We start from the raw sequence: 19,410 nt of genomic DNA, 5'->3' as shown, positions 1-19,410 counted from the left end.
CGCCCTAGGATCTCCAGCAGCCCTGCTGCCGGCGGATCAGCACGATTTGCCCGGCATGGTAGGCGTCATGCAGCATCCAGCGGGAAAGTTCACGGCCGATCGTTTCCGTGCTTGAGCCAAAAGGAGCTTCCAGATCGGCTTCGCTCAAGGAAGCGATCGCCTCGCGCAGCTCCAACTCGATCCGTTTTGTTTCGGCGAGCGTGTTGCTCCAGTTGCTCTCGTCCCGGGCGTCTTCAGACCCTTCAAACGTTTCTTCGTTCGTGTCCACGCCTGGGCCCGGGTCGATCCCCCGCAAGCGGCTTAGTATTCGTTGGTTGTAATAATTGATATGGCTTACGGTTTGCCAAATCGTATTGCCCCCGCCCGGCGGCGCCCAGGCCGCCTGTTCGGCCGTGACGTTGGCAAGCGCGGCGGACAAAGGGACGATCCACTCTTCCAGCTCCCAGGTGTTGTCTTTTTGCAGAAGCAACAAATCAACTGCGTTTACGCTCATCCTTACTTCCTCCCCATCAATGTAACTGGCTAACTACTTATTAAAAGGTTACAATGTAATTGTAGCAAAATATCCAGTAAATTGTAACCACTTATTATAAATTTAGATAGTTACATGCAGCTTTGGGAGGCAAGTTGAATTGGAGACGCTTTGGAGTGATTTTATCAACAGCGAATGGCATGACTGGAAGGGCGGCGGACGAAGCGAGGACCGTCTGGAGAAGCCGTCATGGCAGTCGGGGTTTCTGAACGATTGGCGGCTGCGGGCTCCGGTTCCGGCGGCGGATGATGACATCGCGGCGATGCGGGAGTTTCGGGAAAAGCTGCATGCTCTGGCGGTTGAATTGGCCGGCGGCGGAGAGATAGGCGAAGAGGCCTGGCAGCTGCTGAATCAGTATATGAAGCCGGGGACCGTGTACCGGGAGTTTGCGGCTGATCGCGAAGGAACCGTCAAGCTGGAATACCGGCCGGCCATGGCGGAGTGGAGGCAGGTGCTGGCGGAGGTGGCCGCAAGCTTCGGCCAGACCGTTTTGCAGGGGGAGGCCGGACGCATCCGCGTTTGCGACAACCCGGACTGCAGGTGGATATTTTATGACGATACGCGGAATCGGACGAAGAAATACTGCGACGACAAAATGTGCGGCAATCTGATGAAGGTGCGGCGTTTCCGCGCCCGGAAAAAAGCGGAACAAAACCCGAACGTCGACGCCGAAGCGTAGGGCGAATCGTCGATGACCATAAATCAAAAAAAGGTTGCCCTGACCATTTTGAGAACAGCACGGTCGTGGGGCAACCATCTTAATGCGGTGCGAATTTGTTAGACTAGGTGAATCAACTGCAAAAGTACACCTTATTATCTTTAAAAGGCAGCTACTCCCGCGGCTCATCAAATAACACAAGATACTCGCCGTAGCCTTCCTTCTCCATGTCGGCCTTCGGAACGAACCGCAGCGCCGCGGAGTTGATGCAGTAACGCAGGCCGGTCGGTTCCGGTCCATCGTCGAACACGTGGCCCAAATGCGAGTCGCCCTGCCGGCTGCGCACCTCGGTGCGGACCATGAAGTGGCTGGTGTCCGTCCGCTCCTTGATGTGATAGCTGCGGATCGGGCGGGTAAAGCTTGGCCAGCCGCAGCCGGCGTCGAATTTGTCGCGCGAGCTGAACAGCGGTTCGCCCGAGACGATGTCCACGTAGATGCCTTCTTCGTCGTGATCCCAGTACTCGCCGGTAAAGGGCCGCTCGGTGGCGTTATTTTGCGTGACCTCGTATTGCATCGGCGTAAGCCGGCGCTTTAGCTCCTCCCGGTCGGCGGGACCGGACCAATGCCGTTCCAGGAAATCCTCGCGGCCCGAGCCTTTACGGTACAGCTTGTAATGCAGCGGATTTTTTTTATGGTACTGTTGATGGTATTCTTCGGCCGGATAAAAAGGAGCCGCCGGAAGCACCGGAGTAACGATCGGTTTGTCGAAGCGGCCGCTTCGTTCCAGCGCCAGCTTGGATTCCTCCGCTTCCCGGCGCTGCTCCTCGTTATGATAAAATATGGCCGTCCGGTACGATTCGCCGCGGTCGTGGAATTGCCCGCCTTCATCGGTCGGGTCGATTTGCTGCCAGTAGAGCTCAAGCAGCTTGCGGTACGGGAACACCGCCGGATCAAATTGGATTTGCACGGCTTCGTAATGGCCGGTTCCGCCGGCGCAAACCTCTTCATAAGTCGGGTTTACCGTGCGTCCCCCTGTATATCCCGATACAATGCCGTGTATGCCCGGGAGTTCCTCAAACGGCGAAACCATACACCAGAAGCAGCCTCCGGCAAAAGTGGCCAGTTCTACCTTTGAATTTGACGCTGAACTCATTATGATCCCTCCGTTTCGATATCATTATAGCGTGTTTTCCGAAAAAGCCAAAACGATTCTCCGAAAAGACTGGTGCTCTTTGGCGGGACGTGGTATAATTGCTCCAAGAAAACATGCATGGTTCCCAAAGGGGAGTAGCTTATACAATAAAGTCGTCATTACGGGAGTTATACATACCCCGGCTTTATTGGCAACGTAACTTAGTTGTTAGCGAGACCTTTGCCCGTAGCGAGTATTGGGTAAAGGTCTTTTTTTGATGCGTTTTTGCGTCGTGCCCAATACGGACACGGCGCATTTTTTTTGGATGGAAGAAAGGTGTTTCTTCCCGTAGACCCGTCTGAATCCAAAAGAAGCGGGATCGATGCATGGAAAACTCTGAAAGGGGAGAGAAACATGGAATTATTTTCTCCGGAATTTTGGGCCGCACTGTTTTCCATTATATTGATCGATCTCGTGTTGGCCGGGGATAATGCGATCGTGATCGGACTTGCCGCACGCAACGTGCCGCAAAAAGATCAGAAAAAAGTCATCGTGTGGGGGACCGTCGGGGCGATCCTGATCCGCGTCGTTATGACGCTGCTCGTCGTACAGCTGCTGAATATTCCTGGGCTGCGTCTCGTCGGGGGGCTGGCGCTCGTTTGGATCGCTTGCAAATTGATCGTGGATGAGAAAAGTCACGAGATCAACGCGGGCAACCAAATGTGGGCGGCGATCCGGACGATCATCATCGCCGACGCGATGATGGGGCTGGACAACGTGCTGGCCGTCGCCGGCGCGGCGCATGGCGATTTCCTGCTCGTCATTATCGGGCTGGCCGTCTCCGTTCCGATTATGGTCTGGGGCAGCACGCTGATTCTGAAGCTGACGGAGCGCTTCCCGATCGTGATCACGATCGGCGCCGCCGTCCTGGCCTGGACCGCGGCCAAAATGATCGTGCAGGAACCGCTTATTGACGAACTGTTCGCAAGCAACTGGATCAAATACGGATTTGAGGTGCTTGTAATCATCGCCGTCATCGGCATCGGCACGCAAATGAAGAAAAGAAAAGCGCGCTTGCGCGAATCGGCGCAGGCGCAGGTCTGAAAGTCCGCAAACGATGAAACGCCGCCGGGGAGCAATTAACCCCTGCGGCGTATTTCGCTTTTTTTAAACCGGATGCTGGCCGCGCGCTTGTTGCCGGAACTGCCGGGGCGACATGCCGAACTTTTTGCGGAACACTTTGTGAAAATAATTATAGCTGGGGAAACCGGAGCTCTCCGCGACATGCTCCAGCGATAGCGGGCTGAAAATAATCCGTTCGCGCGCCATGTTCAGCCTGACCTCCAGCGTATATTGAATGATGCTTGTCCCGAACGTGTCCTTAAACAGATGCACCGCCCGGGAAACGCTGATGCCGGCATAGGCGGCCGCATCCTCCAATTTGAAGGGGGAGGCGGCGTTCTCTTCAATATAATTTTTGATCCGATGGGCAAGATAAGTCGGATAAGCGGGCCGCGGCTGATCCAGCAGGTTCCGGTCGATGTCCATGCATAGTATTTTCAAATAATATTCCGCGATTTCCGGGGCCGGGTTGGCGATGCGGCGCTGCTCCAGCATGATTTGCCGGAAAGCGCCGACGATGCCTTCGGAAAGAGGAACCTTCACCCGATGGGGTCTTGACCGTTTGTTCCACCAAGCTTCGATCCATGGCCCGGCCAAAAAAATATGATAATCGCCGCTGGACACCACCGTTTCGCCCAGTCCGCTCATTTCAGCTTCAATTTTCAGCTCGTAGGGTTCGCCCGGCGCAAACAGCAGCAGATCGCCGGGTTCGATCAGCTCCAGCCGGCCGTTTAAGCGGGACCGGCATTTGCCCGAGCTTTGCAGCCGGATCAAATAGTTTTCGTGCCCGTCCGGCTGCACCGTATGAAACGGCTTGTGGTGCACCGAATAGCCGGCTAATAAAATCTGCAGGTTCGAATTAGGTTTCATAACCGACCTCCGTGGGAATCTCCAAAAATAATGACCAGATTGTTCATGTTTTAATCATATTATTCATTTTAAATCAGCGCAATTTGAAATACCATTGTACATGAAAACAACCCAGATACACACATCTGCTTGGCGGGAGTGACCAGAAATGACTATGAAGATTGGCATGATCGGCTGCGGCAACATCAGTCCGGCATACTTGACGTACCTCGGGCAAAGCGAAGTCGCCAGGATTACGGCGGTAGCCGATCTTCTCCCGGAGAAGGCCCGCGAGCGGGCAGAGCAATTCGCAATTGAAAACGTCTACACTGTGGAGGAATTGCTGGGGCGGCAGGATATCGACCTGGTGTTGAACTTGACCGTACCGTCGTCCCACGCCGCCGTCAATATGGCAGCGCTTGCCCATGGCAAGCATGTGTACGTTGAGAAGCCGCTGGCGATCTCGCTGGAGGACGCGCGAAGCATGCTGGAACAGGCGGCGGCCAAAAATCTCCGCGTGGGCTGCGCTCCCGATACGTTTCTTGGCGCAGGCCTCGAGACGAGCCGCAAGGCCATTGCGGACGGGTTGATCGGCCGCCCGGTGGCGGCCACCGCGTTTATGATGGGCGGCGGGCCGGAAAGCTGGCACCCGAATCCCGAGTTTTTCTACGCGGAAGGCGGGGGACCGATGTTCGACATGGGGCCGTACTATTTGACCGCGTTCGTAGAGCTGCTCGGGCCGATCGCGCGCATCAGCGGCTCGGCGGGCAACCCGGTTCCCGAACGCACGGTCAAAACCGGCCCCAACGCCGGCAAAACGATTCCGGTGCATACGCCGACGCACTACAGCGCCACGCTGGATTTTGCCGGAGGCGCCATCGGCACGCTCGTGACCAGCTTCGATGTCCCCGGCGGAAGCGTCCTGCCCCGTATCGAGATTTACGGGACCGAAGGGACGCTGCTTGTCCCCGACCCGAACTACTTTAACGGGGACGTGAAGGTCCGCCGTTCCGGCAGCGACGTTTGGGAAACCGTCCCGCCGGCGTTTGAATGCGGCGAAAATGAGCGCGGCCGCGGCATCGAGGATATGGCCAGGGCGATTCTTGAAGGCCGGCAACACCGGGCCAGCGGCAAACTCGGCTACCATGTGCTGGAGGCGATGCATGCCGTGGCCCGTTCATCGCGCGAAGGCCGGCATATTTTGCTGGAAAGCGCGGATAGTTTAAAGTAGAGGCTTTCATTTTCATGGAGAGGTGATATTTTATGGCAAAGGTTGGACTGCAGCTTTATACGGTAAGAGATCATTTGGAACGCGATTTTGAAGGCACGCTGCGCAAGGTAGCCGAGCTTGGGTATAAGGGCGTGGAGTTTGCCGGATTTTACGGGAGAACGGTGGAACAAGTACAGCAAATCCTGCAGGAAACCGGGCTGGTTGCGGTGGGGGCCCATACGGCTTATGACCGTTTAAAGGCCGCGCTTGATGAAGAGATTGTTTTCAACAAGGCGATCGGCAACCGTTATATCGTCGTGCCGTATCTGTCGGAGGAAGACCGCAACCGTTGGCCCGAGGTCATCGAGGACTTGAAAAAATTCGGGGAACGCTGCAAACAGGAAGAAATGATTCTCTGCTATCATAATCATGATTTTGAGCTGACCCAGTCGCTGAACGGCAAACCGGTGCTGGATGCGATTTATGAACAGGTGCCCGCCTCCTTGCTGCACATGGAGCTGGATTCCTGCTGGGTAGCCTTTGCCGGAGCGGATCCGCTGGCATACATCGCTACATATCGCGATCGCCTTCCGCTCGTGCACTGGAAGGATGTTCTTAAGAAGCCGGACGGTTCGCCGGAAACGGTGGAGCTGGGCCGGGGAGAAGTCGCCGTTGCCGCGATTGGGGATGCCGCGATCGACGCGGGCGCGGAATGGCTGATCGTAGAGCAGGATCACTGCGCGGGAGATTCGCTGGAAAGCATCGCCGCAAGTATGGAATGGGTACGCGCTTATGCCGGAAAGGGAGGAAAACTTCATGTCTAAAACATTAAAAGTCGCCATCATCGGATGCGGCGGTATCGCCAATGGAAAACATTTGCCGAGCCTGAAGCAGCAACCAGAGGTAGAGCTGGTCGCCTTCTGCGACATCGTGGAGGAACGCGCGCAAAAAGCGGCCGCCGAATACGGCGTAGAGGGAGCCAAAGTATTTACCGATTTCCGGAAATTGCTGGCGGAAAGCGACGCTGAAGTGGTTCACGTCTGCACGCCAAACGATTCGCATGCGGAAATTACCGTCGCTTCGCTGGAATCGGGCCGTCACGTGATGTGCGAGAAGCCGATGGCCAAAACGGCGGAGCAAGCCCGTCAAATGCTGGACGCGGCCAAACGCACGGGGAAAAAGCTGTCGATCGCATACCAAAACCGCTTCCGCAGCGACAGCCTTTATTTGAAGGAACTGTGCGAAAACGGCGAGCTTGGCGACATCTATCTCGGAAAAGCTCTGGCGCTGCGCCGCCGCGCCGTTCCGACCTGGGGCGTGTTCCTGGACGAAGAGAAGCAGGGCGGCGGTCCGCTGATCGACATCGGCACCCATGCGCTTGACTTGACCTTGTGGCTGATGGACAATTACGAGCCGAAAAGCGTCACCGGTTCCGTATTCCACAAACTCGGAAACCGCGAAAACGCGGCGAATGCGTTTGGCCCTTGGGATCCCGAGCAATTTAAAGTCGAGGATTCCGCGTTTGGCTTCATTACGATGAAGAACGGGGCGACGATTATTCTGGAATCCAGCTGGGCGCTCAATATCGTCGAGGTTGGAGAAGCGAAAACGCTGCTGTGCGGCACCGAGGGCGGTGCCGATATGACGAACGGCCTGCGCCTGAACGGCGAAAAATTGAGCCGCCTGTACGAAACCAACGTCGATCTCGGATCCGGCGGGGTCGCTTTTTACGAAGGCAAACAGGAAAACGAATCCACCCGTGAAGCGAGAGCTTGGGTGCAAGCGATCTTGGAAGATAAAGAGCCGCTCGTGAAGCCGGAACAGGCGCTTGTGGTCACGGAAATTTTGGAAGCCATCTATAAATCGGCCAAAACCGGCCAAACCGTATATTTTGACTAACCCGGCCTTGGGCCAAACCACGAAGCAAGGAGGAGCATAGAGGTGAAATTAGGAGTATTTCTGGTTCTGTTTGGAGGCCTTCCGCTCGAACAAGCGCTCGATAAGGCGGCCGCACAAGGGCTGAAAGCCGTGGAAATCGGCACCGGCGGACATCCCGGGAACGCCCACTGCAATCCCGATGTGCTGCTGGAAAACAAGGCGGCCCGGGAAGAGTTCAAAAAAGCGGTGGAGTCCCGCGGACTCATTATCAGCGCGCTAAGCTGCCACGGCAATCCGCTGCATCCGCAAAAGGCGATCGCCAAGGAGTTCCACGACGTTTTCGTCAAAACCGTGCAATTGGCCGAGTTGCTGGAAGTGCCGGTCGTCAACACGTTTTCCGGCTGTCCGGGCGATCATGAGGATGCCAAGTATCCCAACTGGCCGGTAGCGCCTTGGCCCAACGACTTTCAGGAAGTTCTGGACTGGCAGTGGAAAAATAAAGTCATTCCGTATTGGACGGAATGGGGCAAATTTGCCGCCGATCACCATGTGAAGATCGGGCTTGAGCTGCACGGCGGATTTTCCGTGCACACGCCGGCGACGCTGCTGCGCCTGCGCGAAGCGGCCGGCGAAGTCATCGGGGCCAACCTCGACCCGAGCCATATGTGGTGGCAGGGAATCGATCCGGTTCAAGCGATTGCGATCCTTGGCAAGGCCGGCGCCATCCACCATTTCCACGCCAAAGATACGACGATTGATCCGGTGAACGTAAACCGTTACGGCATCACGGATATGCAGCCTTACACGAACATGCAGGAGCGGGCTTGGCAGTTCCGCACCGTCGGTTACGGCCACGATCTGAAGACGTGGGCCGACATTATCAGCGCGCTTCGGCTGTACGGCTACGATTACGCGGTAAGCATCGAGCACGAAGACGGGCTAATGTCGATCGATGAAGGATTTACCAAAGCCGTGCGCAATCTGCAGCAAGTGCTTATGGAAGATTCCGCCGCGGAGATGTGGTGGGTATAACTGACCATAAACGTAATATACTATATTAGCGGCTGCCGCCAAGGCGGCCGTTTTTTCGGATACGGGGCGGTGAATGAAGAGTCCCCCCCTTACTTTCCGCGTGTAAATATGCTATTATGAAATATATTAACTTACTTAACGTAAGTTTAACGCTTGCAGGCTTGCTATAATAATGAGGTGAATGTTATGGATGAGCATTCGTATGGAATGTGTCCGCGATTTGAATCGGCTTTTTCGTTTTTGGGAAAACGCTGGAACGGCTTGATTATTCAAACCCTGATGAGCGGGCCGAAACGCTTCAAGGATATTTCCAATCAGATTCCTTCCATGAGCGATAAGATGTTATCGGAACGGATGAAGGATTTGGAATGTGAGGGGATTTTGGTCCGTCATGTTTATCCGGAAACGCCGGTTCGCATCGAATATGAATTGACTGAGAAAGGGCGGGCGCTTCGTCCGGTGATGGAACAGGTGCAGTCCTGGGCGGAGCAGTGGATTAAATAAGCTCATGCCGTTTTCGGGTCGCGAAGGCGGCATGAAAATTTTAGAAAGTAGGTGTACTTGTGGCTGAGGTAATTGTAATCGGGGCAGGGCCGGCTGGAGCCAGCGCGGCGTTATTTTTGGCCAAGGCGGGCAAAGAAACGCTTGTTTTGGACAGCAACGCAAGCATGACGAAGCGGGCCTGGATTGAGAACCATTACGGGGCAAAGGACATTTCCGGACCGGATTTGCTCAAAATCGGACGGGAGCAGGCCGAAAAATTCGGCGCCAAGTTCATTGAAGAAAAAGTGACGCATATCGATGCCAACGGCGGTTCGACAGTAACCGTAAAAACGGAATCCGGCCGCAGCTACGAGGCGTCCCATATCATATTGGCCACCGGCGCGTTGACCGATCTTGCAAGCGCTGCCGGCCTGGAGCTGAAAGAAGGCCGCGAGCCGAGAATCAAAACCGTCATCGCTACGGACGGGCAAGGCCGGACCCGCGTTCCGCGAATCTGGGCGGCCGGCACGGCGGCGGGCGTCAGCGTTCATACGATCATTACGGCAGGCGACGGGGCAAAGGTCGCCATCGAGTTGATCAGCGAAATAAACGGCGAACGGTACGTGGATCACGACGTGCTGAAATAAAACGGACTTATCTGCAAGACAAACGGCAACAAGGCCTCCCGGATACGGGCGGCCTTTAAATATTTTGAGCGGAAGTAAGAAAAACAAAAGTGATTAAAATCACAAGGAGAGACGCTTCTATGCGTTAAGTTAAAAACGTAAGCTTACGACATTAGCTCAGGAGGTCTTTCCGGATGAATCACATACAAGCATTATTTAAGGAACAAGACATGGTTCGTGATATCGTGCTTCGTTTTCCGAAATCGGCGGATTATTTCCGCGGGCGGAAAATCGATTTTTGCTGCGGCGGCGCACGTCCGTTGGGGGAAGCGGCGACAGAGCGGGGGATTCCGGTTGAAACGCTGCTCACGGACTTAAACCGCATGGCGGCCGAGCATCCCCGGGCAGAGGAAGAACAGGATTGGACAAAGGCGGAATCGGCCGATTTGATCGGGCATATCGTAAACACGCACCATCGCTATTTGCGCGAGGAACTGCCGGAAATTCAAAAATACGTGACCAAGGTGTCCCGGGTCCATGGGGATGCGGATACGCATTTGCGCGAGGTCGAGCGGTTGTTCGGTGAGCTTCGGCGCGAGCTGCTGGAGCATACCGACAAGGAAGAGGCAGAGGAGTTTCCTAAGATAATCCTTTGGGAGAAGAGCCGGGACCCGGAAGTGCTGGAAAAATTGCAGTCCGCCATCGCGGAGTTGGAATCCGAACATGACGCGGCGGGCGACATTCTCAAACAACTGCGGGAGCTGACCGACGATTTTCAGCCGCCTGGCCATGCGTGCACGACGTACCGTTTAACCTATTCGCGTCTAGAAGAGCTGGAAGCCATGACTTTTACGCATGTGCACCTGGAGAACAATATATTATTTCCGCGATATACAACATAACTTGAAATATTCAGGCCTCGCCCTTCCCTGCTTAGGGAAGGGTTCTTTGCGCCTGCCCCGAAATTTGAGAACTTTCTGCCGGTCCGGTATGCTTAAGATATGGAATATTCCTGGATCGAATCAGGGAAAATGATTAAAGGAAAGGCGGGGCGGCGATGCGCAGGAGATTGAAATGGCTGGCAGGACTGATGGTTTTGGCCGCGTTCTTCACGGCAGCCTGCGCCGATGGCGGGACGATCGACAAACCGGACCCTTCGGAGGAGCTGCAAAGCGAGGATGGGCATGCCGATGACATTACTTTAACGATTGACGGGGGGACGTTTATCCCCGATGTGACGCGCAGTTTGCATTTCGATTATACGGAAGGGATTACCGTTCTTCGGGCGCTTGAAAGCAGCGGTATCGTAGAACTGACGAAGGATAAGGGCAAAATTCAATCCGTGGGTGAAGTTTCGCTTGATTCGACGCTGGAATGGGGGATCCGGCTAAATGACAAGGAGCTGCCGTCCCGCGATTGGGACAAGCAGCTCAAGGCGGGGGACAACATACTCGTTTACGTTAAAACCGCGGGCAGCGGAACGGCGGGCCAAAATGGAGCATCGCTGCTGCTGACCGTGAACGGGGGCAGTCAAAATCCGCAGCTAAAAAGCTATTTTGTCCATCAATACAATGAAAATACGACCGTGAGGGATCTGCTCAAGCACAGCGGGATCGTGGAGCTGAACAAAACCGGGCAGCATATCGTTTCCGTCAACGGTTATCGTCCGGATGAGACGGAAGCATGGGTGCTGAAGGTCAATCATAAGAAATTGCTTGACACCGGCCTTGACATGAGGTTAAAACCCCAGGACAATGTGGAAATCGCTTTGGTGCGAAAATAAGTTTCGGAGAAAAAGTAAATCCGCAGTTCTCTTAGATAAGAGGCTGCGGATTTTTCAATAGGTATGCAAAAAAAAATGTGACAATTAAATGTGATAACTTTCACAATTAATGTGAATGAAATCACAAACTATTCATAATTTTAAATGTATACTTTTGGCATAAGGGATTGCAGGTAATCAACTAATAATTCGGAACAGTCTTATTCTGAAAGGGGCTTGGATGAGGATGGCTACAGCGAAAGAGAAACTGGTCGTGATCGGTAACGGAATGGCGGGCATCAGCACCGTTGAACAAATATTGAAACTAACTTCCAAATTCGAAATAACGGTGTTTGGCAGCGAGCCGCATCCCAACTATAACCGGATCATGCTTTCCTATGTGCTCGAAGGCAGCAAAACGATAGACGATATTATTCTGAACGATTTGAACTGGTATCGCGATAACGGGATTACGCTGCATACCGGAACGGCGGTGGCCCGGATCGACAAGGAGACGAAGGAGGTTGTCACGGAGGACGGCCAGCGCGTGCCTTACGATAAGGTGCTGATCGCTACCGGGTCGACTTCGTTTATCCTGCCGATTCCCGGCAGCGATAAGGAGGGCGTGGTCGGCTTCCGCGACATCTCGGACTGCGAGCAAATGATCCAGGCGGCCAAGACTTGCCGCAAAGCGGCGGTCATCGGCGGAGGCCTGCTCGGACTGGAGGCGGCCAAAGGGCTCGTTCAGCTCGGCATGGACGTGACGGTCGTGCATTTAATGGAAGATTTGATGGAGCGCCAGCTGGATCATCAGGCGGCGGGGATGCTGAAAGCGGAACTGGAGCGCCAGGGCATCAAATTTAAAATGGGCGCGCAGACGACCGAGCTGCTTGGCGGTTCGCGGGTAAGCGGGCTGCGGTTCGCCGACGGCACGGAACTGGAAGCGGAGTTCGTCGTCATGGCGGTCGGCATCAAGCCGAACGTTGCGGTGGCCAAAGCGAGCGGCATCGAAGTGAACCGCGGGATCGTCGTCAACGACTATTTGCAAACATCGCTGGAGGGCGTTTATTCCGTCGGCGAATGTACGGAGCACCGTGGCGTCTGCTACGGACTGGTCGCTCCGCTGTTTGAGCAGGGCATGGTACTGGCGAAGCATATCAGCGGCGTGGAAACCGCGCCTTACGCCGGTTCGGTCGTTTCGACCAAGCTGAAGATTTCCGGGGTTGACGTTTTTTCGACCGGCGAATTTATCGATGGTCCGGAACATACGGTGATTTGCAGCAAAGACGAATGGAAGCGGACCTACAAAAAAATTCTGCTGAAAGACAACGTTTTTGTCGGCGCGGTGCTGTTTGGCGACATTAACGATTCGGCCGAGCTGCAGAAGCTGATCAAGCAGAAGGCGGAGATGACGGACGAACTGTACGCCTCGCTGATGGGCACGGGCTGCTGCGGCGGCGGAGGAGCCAAGAAAGCTTCGGTGGAAACGATGGCGGACGACGAAATCGTCTGCGGCTGCAATGGGGTAACCAAAGGCACGATCGTCGACGCGATTACCAATCAGGGATTGACGACCGTCGACGAGATCAAAGCCTGCACCGGGGCAACCCGCTCCTGCGGAGGCTGCAAGCCGGTGGTTGAGCAAATTTTGCAATACGTGCTGGGAGACGGGTTTCAGTCGGCGGCGAAACAGGGCATCTGCGGCTGCACGACGCTGAGCCGCGATGAAATCGTGGCGGAGATCAAGGCGAAAGGGCTGCAGACGACCAAAGAAGTGATGAACGTGCTTGGCTGGAGCCAGCCTGAAGGCTGCTCGAAATGCCGCCCGGCCATCAACTATTATCTCGGCATGCTGTACCCGGACACGCACGAGGACGAAAAAGAATCGCGGTTCGTCAACGAGCGGATGAGCGCCAACATCCAAAAGGACGGGACCTATACGGTTGTTCCGCGGATGTACGGCGGCGTGACGACGCCGGAGGATCTGAAGAAAATCGCCGACGTATCGCTGAAATACGATGTGAAAGTCGTCAAGGTCACCGGCGGCCAGCGGCTGGACTTGATCGGCGTGAAAAAAGAAGATCTGCCGAAAGTGTGGGCTGAGCTCGACATGCCGTCGGGGTACGCCTACGCCAAATCGCTCCGCACGGTGAAAACCTGCGTCGGTTCGCAGTTCTGCCGGTTCGGCACCCAGGATTCGATGGGCATGGGCGCGCGGCTTGAACGGAAATTCGAACGGCTCGACTTTCCGGCCAAATTCAAGATGGCGGTAAACGGCTGCCCGCGCAACTGCGCCGAATCGTGCACGAAGGATATCGGGATCGTCGGCAACGACGGCGGATGGGAGATCTTTATCGGCGGCAACGGGGGGATCAAGGCCCGGCTTGCGGATTCGCTGTGCAAGGTGAAGACCGACGAGGAACTGATCGAGCTGTGCGCAGCCATCATGCAGTATTACCGCGAGACCGGCAATTATCTGGAAAGAACGTCGGAGTGGGTTGAACGGATGGGGCTGGACAATATCCGCGCGGCGGTAGTGGAAGATGCGGAAAACCGCAAAGCGCTGGTGGAGCGTATTGAGTTCGCCTTGGAGCAGGTTACGGATCCGTGGAAGAAGATGCTGAACGACGAAGAAACCCGCGGCAAGCTGTTCCACAGCCTGGAAATGAGCAAACAGGCGAACTAAAGCCGTTAGACGGATGACAGGAAAGGGGAAGAGGAGCATGAACAAGGACATGAGTAAAGAGGCATTTTTCCCGGTTGGGCATGTGGAGCAGTTTCTGCCCCAGATCGGGCGCGTGGTGGAAGCGGGAGGCCGCGAACTGGCGGTGTTCCGCCTATCCGACGGACGCATTTTCGCCGCCCTGAATCAAAACCCGCATCCGAAAGGAGGGCCGCTGGCCGAAGGCATCGTGTCCGGGCATTACCTTTACGATCCGCTGTACGATTGGAAAATCGATCTGACGACAGGCCTTGTCCAGGCCCCGGACAGCGGGCAGGTGCCGATGTTCCCGGTCAAGGTGGAGGACGGACAGGTGTGGATCGCCGCCAGCGCCTTGCAGGAGGTATAGGTTAGAGCGAAATAAGCGCGGTGTGCAAGGAGAGGGACGCCGCGCTTATTTTTAAATCGAGGGATCGACAGAGGGAGGAAGCGGCGATGTATACGCCAAATGTGGAAACCATCGTAGAAACGGCAGTCAAGAAAAAAGAAAAAATGAACGAAAGCCTTCCGAGGTATATCGTTTCGGCCATGCTTGCCGGCGCTTATGTAGGGCTCGGCATCATTCTCATTTTCAGCATCGGCGCGCCGCTGGCGGCGGCGAAATCGCCGTACCAGACGATGCTGATGGGGATGTCCTTTGGGCTCGCCCTGACGCTGGTCGTTTTTGCCGGTTCGGAGCTGTTTACCGGGAACAATATGTTTTTTACGGCGAGCACGCTGGCGAGGCGAACAACGGTAGGCGATACGGCGAAAAACTGGACGATCGTGTTTCTCGGCAACCTGGCGGGGGCGGTTGTGCTTTGTTTGCTAATCGTCGGCAGCGGGCTGTTCAAAACGGCGGCGCCGGAGCATCTTATTTTTGCCTCTGCCGCGAAGAAGATGGGTGCTCCGGTCACTGAACTGTTTTTTCGCGGCATTTTGTGTAACTGGCTCGTTTGCCTCGCTTTATGGATGGCCAACCGCTCCAAGGAAGATATCGCCAAGCTGGTGCTGATTTGGTGGTGTCTGTACGCCTTTATCGCCAGCGGCTACGAGCACAGCGTGGCCAATATGACGCTGCTCAGTTTGTCGCTGCTTTTGCCGAACCACCCCGACACGATTACGCTCGCGGGCTGGCTTCACAATATGATTCCGGTGACGCTGGGCAATATTATCGGCGGCGGGGTATTTGTGGGCATGGCGTATTGGTTCATATCCCCGGTGCGCAAAAAGGCGAAACAAGCGGAAGATGGAAAGGCAGCATAAAAACGGCTCATCCCGAGCCGTTTTTTTCATTATATTTATCAAAATATTTATCAAATTTCCGGCGGGGTTAGAGGCCGCTAAGACTAACGGACCCATATGACGAAATTTCCCTCGAAGCGGCTCGGGTGAGCTGCTTTAGAGCGAACTAGAGTCGTATGGGTCCGTTGCTGGGGCTGGGAAATACCCGGGAAAGGGGGAGGGGGGCTCGAAGTAACCGAAGAGGGAATGGGTATGGGGGGCATACCCATTCCCTCCCGCGCTTCCAACGTATGGGTTTAAAACCGTCCCGGTCATTCGGGGCGGTTTCGCAAAGAAAGGCAGGCGCATATAGACTGACGCAAGCGGCATGTCAGATCCGGCAAATTTCGTTCGGGCACAGCTCGCAGTGGCAAATATCCTGCAGCATGACCATATCCTTAATGACGATCATGCCGTTTTCGTATTCGAGCGCATCCTTTTTGCGCAGGTCGCTGAGCATCCGGTTGACGCTTTCGCGCGTAGCCCCGATCATATTGGACAAGTCGGTATGGGTGATTTTTTTGTTGATCAGAATCGTGTCCCCATGCTGCTCGCCATACGTGTTGCTCAGGCGGATCAGCGTCGAGCAAAGGGCCCCCGGCTTGCCGTACATCATCAAATCGCGGAACTTCGTCTGCGTCAGGCGATGGTGGATGCCCATCCATTTCATGAAGTCGATCGCAAAATCGCAGTGCTGGCAAATCATAATTTCAAGATCTTTCTGATCGATTACGCCGATTTCGCAATCCTCAATCACCTCGGCCGTGAAGCTGTGCTTGGTGCTGAAGAACGGATCGGCCTGGCCGACCATATCGCCGCGTCCGTACATATACAGAATGAGTTCTTTACCCTCGTCGGTCGATTTGGTCAGTTTGACGCGTCCGCGTTTGATGTAAAACAGTTTATCGGAAAAATCACCTTCCCAGAACAAATGCGTCCCCTCGGGATATGCTTTATCTTTCATTGTAACGAGAAGGCGGTTGAAGTTTTGTTCTGTGAAGCAGCTCGTGTTACCGCGGGGCAGGGTGGCGTTTACGATTTCACTCATCATGGATTTCCCCTTTATATTTCTGATTTTTATGAAATTTTTAATTAATTATATAACGATTATTGCAAAATTTGGGGGCTCGGAAGGCCGAAAAAGTGTCGAAATTCTAACATTGTGACTAAATTCACGAAATTTGTTTGCTAAACGAAATAATTTCAGAACTTTTTCAACTTTGTGAAAAAATTCACTATACAAAATCAAATTCCTATGCTATGATCAAAACATAAAGAGAAGCAATACATCTTTTAAGGATGAACTTGCAAGTGAAAAATTTCACGAACTTATGATTCGCCTATCTACACTGCAGGTTTGTCCTTACCGAACTTAGGAGGATGAGAGAAATGGCCGTAAAGAATGAAGCGACAACAAAAGCCCAGCCCACCCCGGAAGCTTACATCCAAACCTTGATCGACAAAGCGAAAAAGGCTTCCGAAGCGTTCATGAGCATGACGCAGGAGCAGATCGACGCAATCGTGCAGGCGATGGCCCTGGCGGGGCTCGACAAGCACATGCATCTGGCGAAAATGGCGGTGGAAGAAACCGGGCGCGGGGTCTACGAGGACAAAATCATTAAAAACATGTTCGCCACGGAGTACATTTACCACAGCATCAAGTACGACAAAACGGTAGGCGTTATCGAGGACAACGATTTTGACAGCTTCCAAAAAATCGCCGAGCCTGTCGGCATCATCATGGGGATTACTCCGGTGACGAACCCGACGTCGACCACGATTTTCAAATCGCTGATTGCGATAAAAACACGCAACCCGATCATCTTCGGCTTCCATCCGTCCGCTCAGAACTGCAGCGCGGAAGCCGCTAAAATATTGCTGGAGGCCGCGGTGAAGCACGGCGCGCCCGCCGACTGCATCCAGTGGATCGAAAATCCGTCCATGGACCGCACGAACGCTTTGATGAATCACCCGGATGTGGCCTGCATTCTCGCTACCGGCGGTTCCGCGATGGTAAAAGCGGCTTACAGCTGCGGCAAACCGGCCCTTGGCGTCGGCCCCGGCAACGTGCCTTGCTTCATTGAGAAGAGTGCGAATCTCGATCAAGCCGTCAACGACCTGATTCTTTCCAAAACGTTCGACAACGGCATGATTTGCGCTTCCGAACAAGCGGTCATTATTGAGGAACCCGTGTTCGACCAGGTGAAAAAGAAAATGATCGCCAACGGCTGCTATTTCGTAAACAAAGATGAAGCGGCAAAACTGACGGCGGGCGCGATCATCGCCGATAAATGCGCGGTAAACCCGGCGATCGTTGGACAACCGGCCACGAAGATCGCGGAAATGTGCGGTATCGACGTGCCGGCCGGAACGAAAATTCTCGTCGCCGAAATCGAAGGCGTCGGACCGAAATTCCCGCTTTCCGCGGAGAAGCTTAGCCCGGTGCTCGCTTGCTATAAAGTGAAAAACGCCGAGCAGGGCATCGAACGGGCCTTGGAAGTCGTGCAGTTCGGCGGCATGGGCCACTCCTCGGTCATTCATTCGAACAACCAGGAAGTTATCCAGAAGTTCTCGGACCGGATGCCGACCTGCCGGATTTTGGTGAACCAGCCTTCCTCGCAAGGCGGCATCGGCGACATTTACAACTCGAACCTGCCTTCGCTGACGCTGGGCTGCGGGTCTTACGGACGCAACTCGACTTCGTCGAACGTCACGGCCGTCAATCTGATCAACGTGAAAAGGGTGAACCGTCGTACCGTGAATATGCAGTGGTTTAAAGTGCCGAGCAAAATTTATTTCGAGAAGAATTCGACGCAATATTTGGCGAAAATGCCGGACATCTCCCGCGTCATGATCGTCACCGACCCGATGATGGTGAAGCTGGGTTACGTGGAAAGAGTCGAGCATTATCTCCGCCAACGCCAAACGCCGGTGGCGATCGAAGTGTTCGCGGACGTCGAACCGGATCCGTCGACAACGACGGTGGAACGCGGTCAGGAGATGATGGCGAAGTTCCAGCCGGACTGTATTATTGCCCTCGGCGGCGGGTCGGCGATGGACGCGGCGAAAGGGATGTGGCTGTTCTACGAATATCCGGATGAAGATTTCTTTAACCTGAAGCAAAAATTCATGGATATCCGCAAACGCCTTTACAAATATCCGCGGCTCGGACAAAAAGCGAAATTTGTGGCCATTCCGACGACCTCGGGAACGGGCTCGGAAGTAACGTCGTTCGCCGTCATCACGGACAAAATCAAAGGCAATACGAAGTATCCTTTGGCCGATTACGAACTGACGCCGGACGTGGCGATCATCGACCCGGTATTCGTGTACAGCCTGCCGAAAACCGCCGTGGCCGACACGGGCATGGACGTTCTGACGCATGCGATCGAAGCTTACGTATCCGTCATGGCCAACGATTACACGGACGGACTGTGCATTAAAGCGATCCAGCTCGTCTTCCAGTACCTTGAAAAATCGGCGCTGACCGGCGACGAACTGGCCCGCGAGAAAATGCACAACGCTTCGACGATCGCGGGGATGGCGTTCTCCAACGCGTTCCTCGGCATCAACCACAGCTTGGCCCATAAATGGGGCGGCGAATTCCATACGGCGCATGGCCGGACCAACGCGATTCTGATGCCGCACGTCATCCGTTACAACGCCAAGAAGCCGACGAAATTTGCCGCTTGGCCGAAATACACGCATTTCGTCGCCGACGAACGTTATGCGGAAATCGCCCGCATCTTGGGGCTGCCGGCGCGGACGACGGAAGAAGGCGTGAAGAGCCTGATCAATGCGATCCGCGACCTGAACAGAAAGCTCGGCATTCCGGAAACGTTCCAGGATCTCGGCTTCGATCCGAAAGTGTTCGAATCGCGCGTCGATTATTTGGCCGACCGCGCGTTCGAAGACCAATGCACGACCGCCAATCCGAAGCTGCCGCTGGTGACGGAGCTGGCGGAAGTTTATCGCGACGCTTTCTACGGAAGATTTGAAGATTAAGTGAACAAAGGGTTTTGAAAACGTGAGAAATATCACTATATGTGATATTTCTCACAATCTTATTCGACAAATTGAGCTATGATTACAGTATAAATGATCCCTCAAAGTTTGATGACGGATTAGCCCCGGGAATAAC

General features: G+C 54.5%; 18 protein-coding genes. 14 read left to right on the top strand and 4 right to left on the bottom strand.

The features are described 5' to 3' along the window. Window positions 1-4: 4 nt before the first annotated feature. Window positions 5-493: a DinB family protein gene (locus NYE69_RS23535; protein ID WP_328271998.1), complete on the bottom strand. Its 489-nt coding sequence runs from the start codon at window positions 491-493 to the stop codon at window positions 5-7. Between the two features lie 139 nt (window positions 494-632). Between NYE69_RS23535 and NYE69_RS23530 the strand changes: the two genes are divergently transcribed. Beyond that, on the top strand, window positions 633-1,211 hold the full coding sequence (locus NYE69_RS23530) for a CGNR zinc finger domain-containing protein (protein ID WP_328271999.1): 579 nt from the start codon (window positions 633-635) through the stop codon (window positions 1,209-1,211). Window positions 1,212-1,362: 151 nt separating this feature from the next. Here NYE69_RS23530 and msrB read toward each other — a convergent pair whose 3' ends face one another. After that, window positions 1,363-2,343 carry a peptide-methionine (R)-S-oxide reductase MsrB gene (gene msrB / locus NYE69_RS23525; protein ID WP_328272000.1) on the bottom strand — a complete coding sequence of 327 codons (981 nt, stop codon included), beginning with the start codon at window positions 2,341-2,343 and terminating at the stop codon, window positions 1,363-1,365. A 393-nt stretch (window positions 2,344-2,736) separates the two neighbouring features. Here msrB and NYE69_RS23520 point away from each other — a divergent pair, with 393 nt between their 5' ends. After that, a complete protein-coding gene (locus NYE69_RS23520; protein WP_328272001.1) occupies window positions 2,737-3,426 on the top strand; it encodes a TerC family protein in 690 nt (229 codons plus the stop codon). A gap of 63 nt (window positions 3,427-3,489) precedes the next feature. Here the strand turns inward: NYE69_RS23520 and NYE69_RS23515 are convergent, their stop codons facing one another. Then, window positions 3,490-4,314 (bottom strand): AraC family transcriptional regulator, encoded by an 825-nt coding sequence (locus NYE69_RS23515; RefSeq protein WP_328272002.1) that lies wholly within the window; start codon window positions 4,312-4,314, stop codon window positions 3,490-3,492. 148 nt (window positions 4,315-4,462) lie between these two features. On the opposite strand from NYE69_RS23515, the gene NYE69_RS23510 reads away from it, so the two are divergent. The 11 genes from NYE69_RS23510 to NYE69_RS23460 all read left to right on the top strand — a co-directional run bounded on the left by NYE69_RS23510 (window position 4,463) and on the right by NYE69_RS23460 (window position 15,251). After that, on the top strand, window positions 4,463-5,524 hold the full coding sequence (locus NYE69_RS23510) for a Gfo/Idh/MocA family protein (protein ID WP_340928129.1): 1,062 nt from the start codon (window positions 4,463-4,465) through the stop codon (window positions 5,522-5,524). A 32-nt stretch (window positions 5,525-5,556) separates the two neighbouring features. Further along, complete coding sequence (locus NYE69_RS23505; protein WP_328272531.1) at window positions 5,557-6,327, top strand: sugar phosphate isomerase/epimerase family protein; 771 nt, start codon at window positions 5,557-5,559, stop codon at window positions 6,325-6,327. Continuing rightward, window positions 6,320-7,402 carry a Gfo/Idh/MocA family protein gene (locus NYE69_RS23500; RefSeq protein WP_240751863.1) on the top strand — a complete coding sequence of 361 codons (1,083 nt, stop codon included), beginning with the start codon at window positions 6,320-6,322 and terminating at the stop codon, window positions 7,400-7,402. The genes NYE69_RS23505 and NYE69_RS23500 overlap by 8 nt, the downstream gene beginning before the upstream one ends. A gap of 42 nt (window positions 7,403-7,444) precedes the next feature. Continuing rightward, window positions 7,445-8,413: a sugar phosphate isomerase/epimerase family protein gene (locus NYE69_RS23495; protein ID WP_270618684.1), complete on the top strand. Its 969-nt coding sequence runs from the start codon at window positions 7,445-7,447 to the stop codon at window positions 8,411-8,413. Window positions 8,414-8,599: 186 nt separating this feature from the next. Beyond that, complete coding sequence (locus NYE69_RS23490; protein ID WP_036621667.1) at window positions 8,600-8,917, top strand: winged helix-turn-helix transcriptional regulator; 318 nt, start codon at window positions 8,600-8,602, stop codon at window positions 8,915-8,917. Between the two features lie 59 nt (window positions 8,918-8,976). Then, a complete protein-coding gene (locus NYE69_RS23485) occupies window positions 8,977-9,543 on the top strand; it encodes an FAD-dependent oxidoreductase (RefSeq protein WP_340928128.1) in 567 nt (188 codons plus the stop codon). 182 nt (window positions 9,544-9,725) lie between these two features. Next, window positions 9,726-10,424 carry an iron-sulfur cluster repair di-iron protein gene (ric, locus tag NYE69_RS23480; RefSeq protein ID WP_340930500.1) on the top strand — a complete coding sequence of 233 codons (699 nt, stop codon included), beginning with the start codon at window positions 9,726-9,728 and terminating at the stop codon, window positions 10,422-10,424. A gap of 155 nt (window positions 10,425-10,579) precedes the next feature. Further along, window positions 10,580-11,305 carry a hypothetical protein gene (locus NYE69_RS23475; RefSeq protein WP_340928127.1) on the top strand — a complete coding sequence of 242 codons (726 nt, stop codon included), beginning with the start codon at window positions 10,580-10,582 and terminating at the stop codon, window positions 11,303-11,305. Between the two features lie 226 nt (window positions 11,306-11,531). Next, window positions 11,532-13,970, top strand: a complete 2,439-nt coding sequence (gene nirB, locus NYE69_RS23470) for a nitrite reductase large subunit NirB (protein WP_340928126.1) — start codon at window positions 11,532-11,534, stop codon at window positions 13,968-13,970. A gap of 37 nt (window positions 13,971-14,007) precedes the next feature. Beyond that, window positions 14,008-14,355, top strand: coding sequence for a nitrite reductase small subunit NirD (gene nirD, locus NYE69_RS23465; protein ID WP_172531688.1), 348 nt, complete (start codon window positions 14,008-14,010; stop codon window positions 14,353-14,355). Window positions 14,356-14,441: 86 nt separating this feature from the next. Further along, window positions 14,442-15,251 carry a formate/nitrite transporter family protein gene (locus NYE69_RS23460; RefSeq protein WP_340928125.1) on the top strand — a complete coding sequence of 270 codons (810 nt, stop codon included), beginning with the start codon at window positions 14,442-14,444 and terminating at the stop codon, window positions 15,249-15,251. Between the two features lie 349 nt (window positions 15,252-15,600). Here the strand turns inward: NYE69_RS23460 and NYE69_RS23455 are convergent, their stop codons facing one another. Continuing rightward, on the bottom strand, window positions 15,601-16,317 hold the full coding sequence (locus NYE69_RS23455) for a Crp/Fnr family transcriptional regulator (RefSeq protein ID WP_036621673.1): 717 nt from the start codon (window positions 16,315-16,317) through the stop codon (window positions 15,601-15,603). Window positions 16,318-16,658: 341 nt separating this feature from the next. On the opposite strand from NYE69_RS23455, the gene adhE reads away from it, so the two are divergent. After that, window positions 16,659-19,274, top strand: coding sequence for a bifunctional acetaldehyde-CoA/alcohol dehydrogenase (adhE, locus tag NYE69_RS23450; RefSeq protein WP_340928124.1), 2,616 nt, complete (start codon window positions 16,659-16,661; stop codon window positions 19,272-19,274). Window positions 19,275-19,410: the final 136 nt, after the last annotated feature.

This window comes from Paenibacillus sp. FSL R5-0527 (assembly GCF_038008055.1).
In the GTDB taxonomy this organism is placed as follows: Bacteria; Bacillota; Bacilli; order Paenibacillales; family Paenibacillaceae; genus Fontibacillus; species Fontibacillus macerans.
Note: the sequence above shows the minus strand (reverse complement) of the source record. Positions and strands in the feature narration are given on the sequence as shown.

Coding starts and splice junctions, on each gene's coding strand:
- NYE69_RS23535 (WP_328271998.1), bottom strand. CDS start 493: ATGAGCGTAAACGCAGTTGATTTGTTGCTTCTGCAAAAAGACAACACC.
- msrB (WP_328272000.1), bottom strand. CDS start 2,343: ATGAGTTCAGCGTCAAATTCAAAGGTAGAACTGGCCACTTTTGCCGGA.
- NYE69_RS23520 (WP_328272001.1), top strand. CDS start 2,737: ATGGAATTATTTTCTCCGGAATTTTGGGCCGCACTGTTTTCCATTATA.
- NYE69_RS23515 (WP_328272002.1), bottom strand. CDS start 4,314: ATGAAACCTAATTCGAACCTGCAGATTTTATTAGCCGGCTATTCGGTG.
- NYE69_RS23510 (WP_340928129.1), top strand. CDS start 4,463: ATGACTATGAAGATTGGCATGATCGGCTGCGGCAACATCAGTCCGGCA.
- NYE69_RS23505 (WP_328272531.1), top strand. CDS start 5,557: ATGGCAAAGGTTGGACTGCAGCTTTATACGGTAAGAGATCATTTGGAA.
- NYE69_RS23500 (WP_240751863.1), top strand. CDS start 6,320: ATGTCTAAAACATTAAAAGTCGCCATCATCGGATGCGGCGGTATCGCC.
- NYE69_RS23490 (WP_036621667.1), top strand. CDS start 8,600: ATGGATGAGCATTCGTATGGAATGTGTCCGCGATTTGAATCGGCTTTT.
- NYE69_RS23475 (WP_340928127.1), top strand. CDS start 10,580: ATGCGCAGGAGATTGAAATGGCTGGCAGGACTGATGGTTTTGGCCGCG.
- nirB (WP_340928126.1), top strand. CDS start 11,532: ATGGCTACAGCGAAAGAGAAACTGGTCGTGATCGGTAACGGAATGGCG.
- nirD (WP_172531688.1), top strand. CDS start 14,008: ATGAACAAGGACATGAGTAAAGAGGCATTTTTCCCGGTTGGGCATGTG.
- NYE69_RS23460 (WP_340928125.1), top strand. CDS start 14,442: ATGTATACGCCAAATGTGGAAACCATCGTAGAAACGGCAGTCAAGAAA.
- NYE69_RS23455 (WP_036621673.1), bottom strand. CDS start 16,317: ATGAGTGAAATCGTAAACGCCACCCTGCCCCGCGGTAACACGAGCTGC.
- adhE (WP_340928124.1), top strand. CDS start 16,659: ATGGCCGTAAAGAATGAAGCGACAACAAAAGCCCAGCCCACCCCGGAA.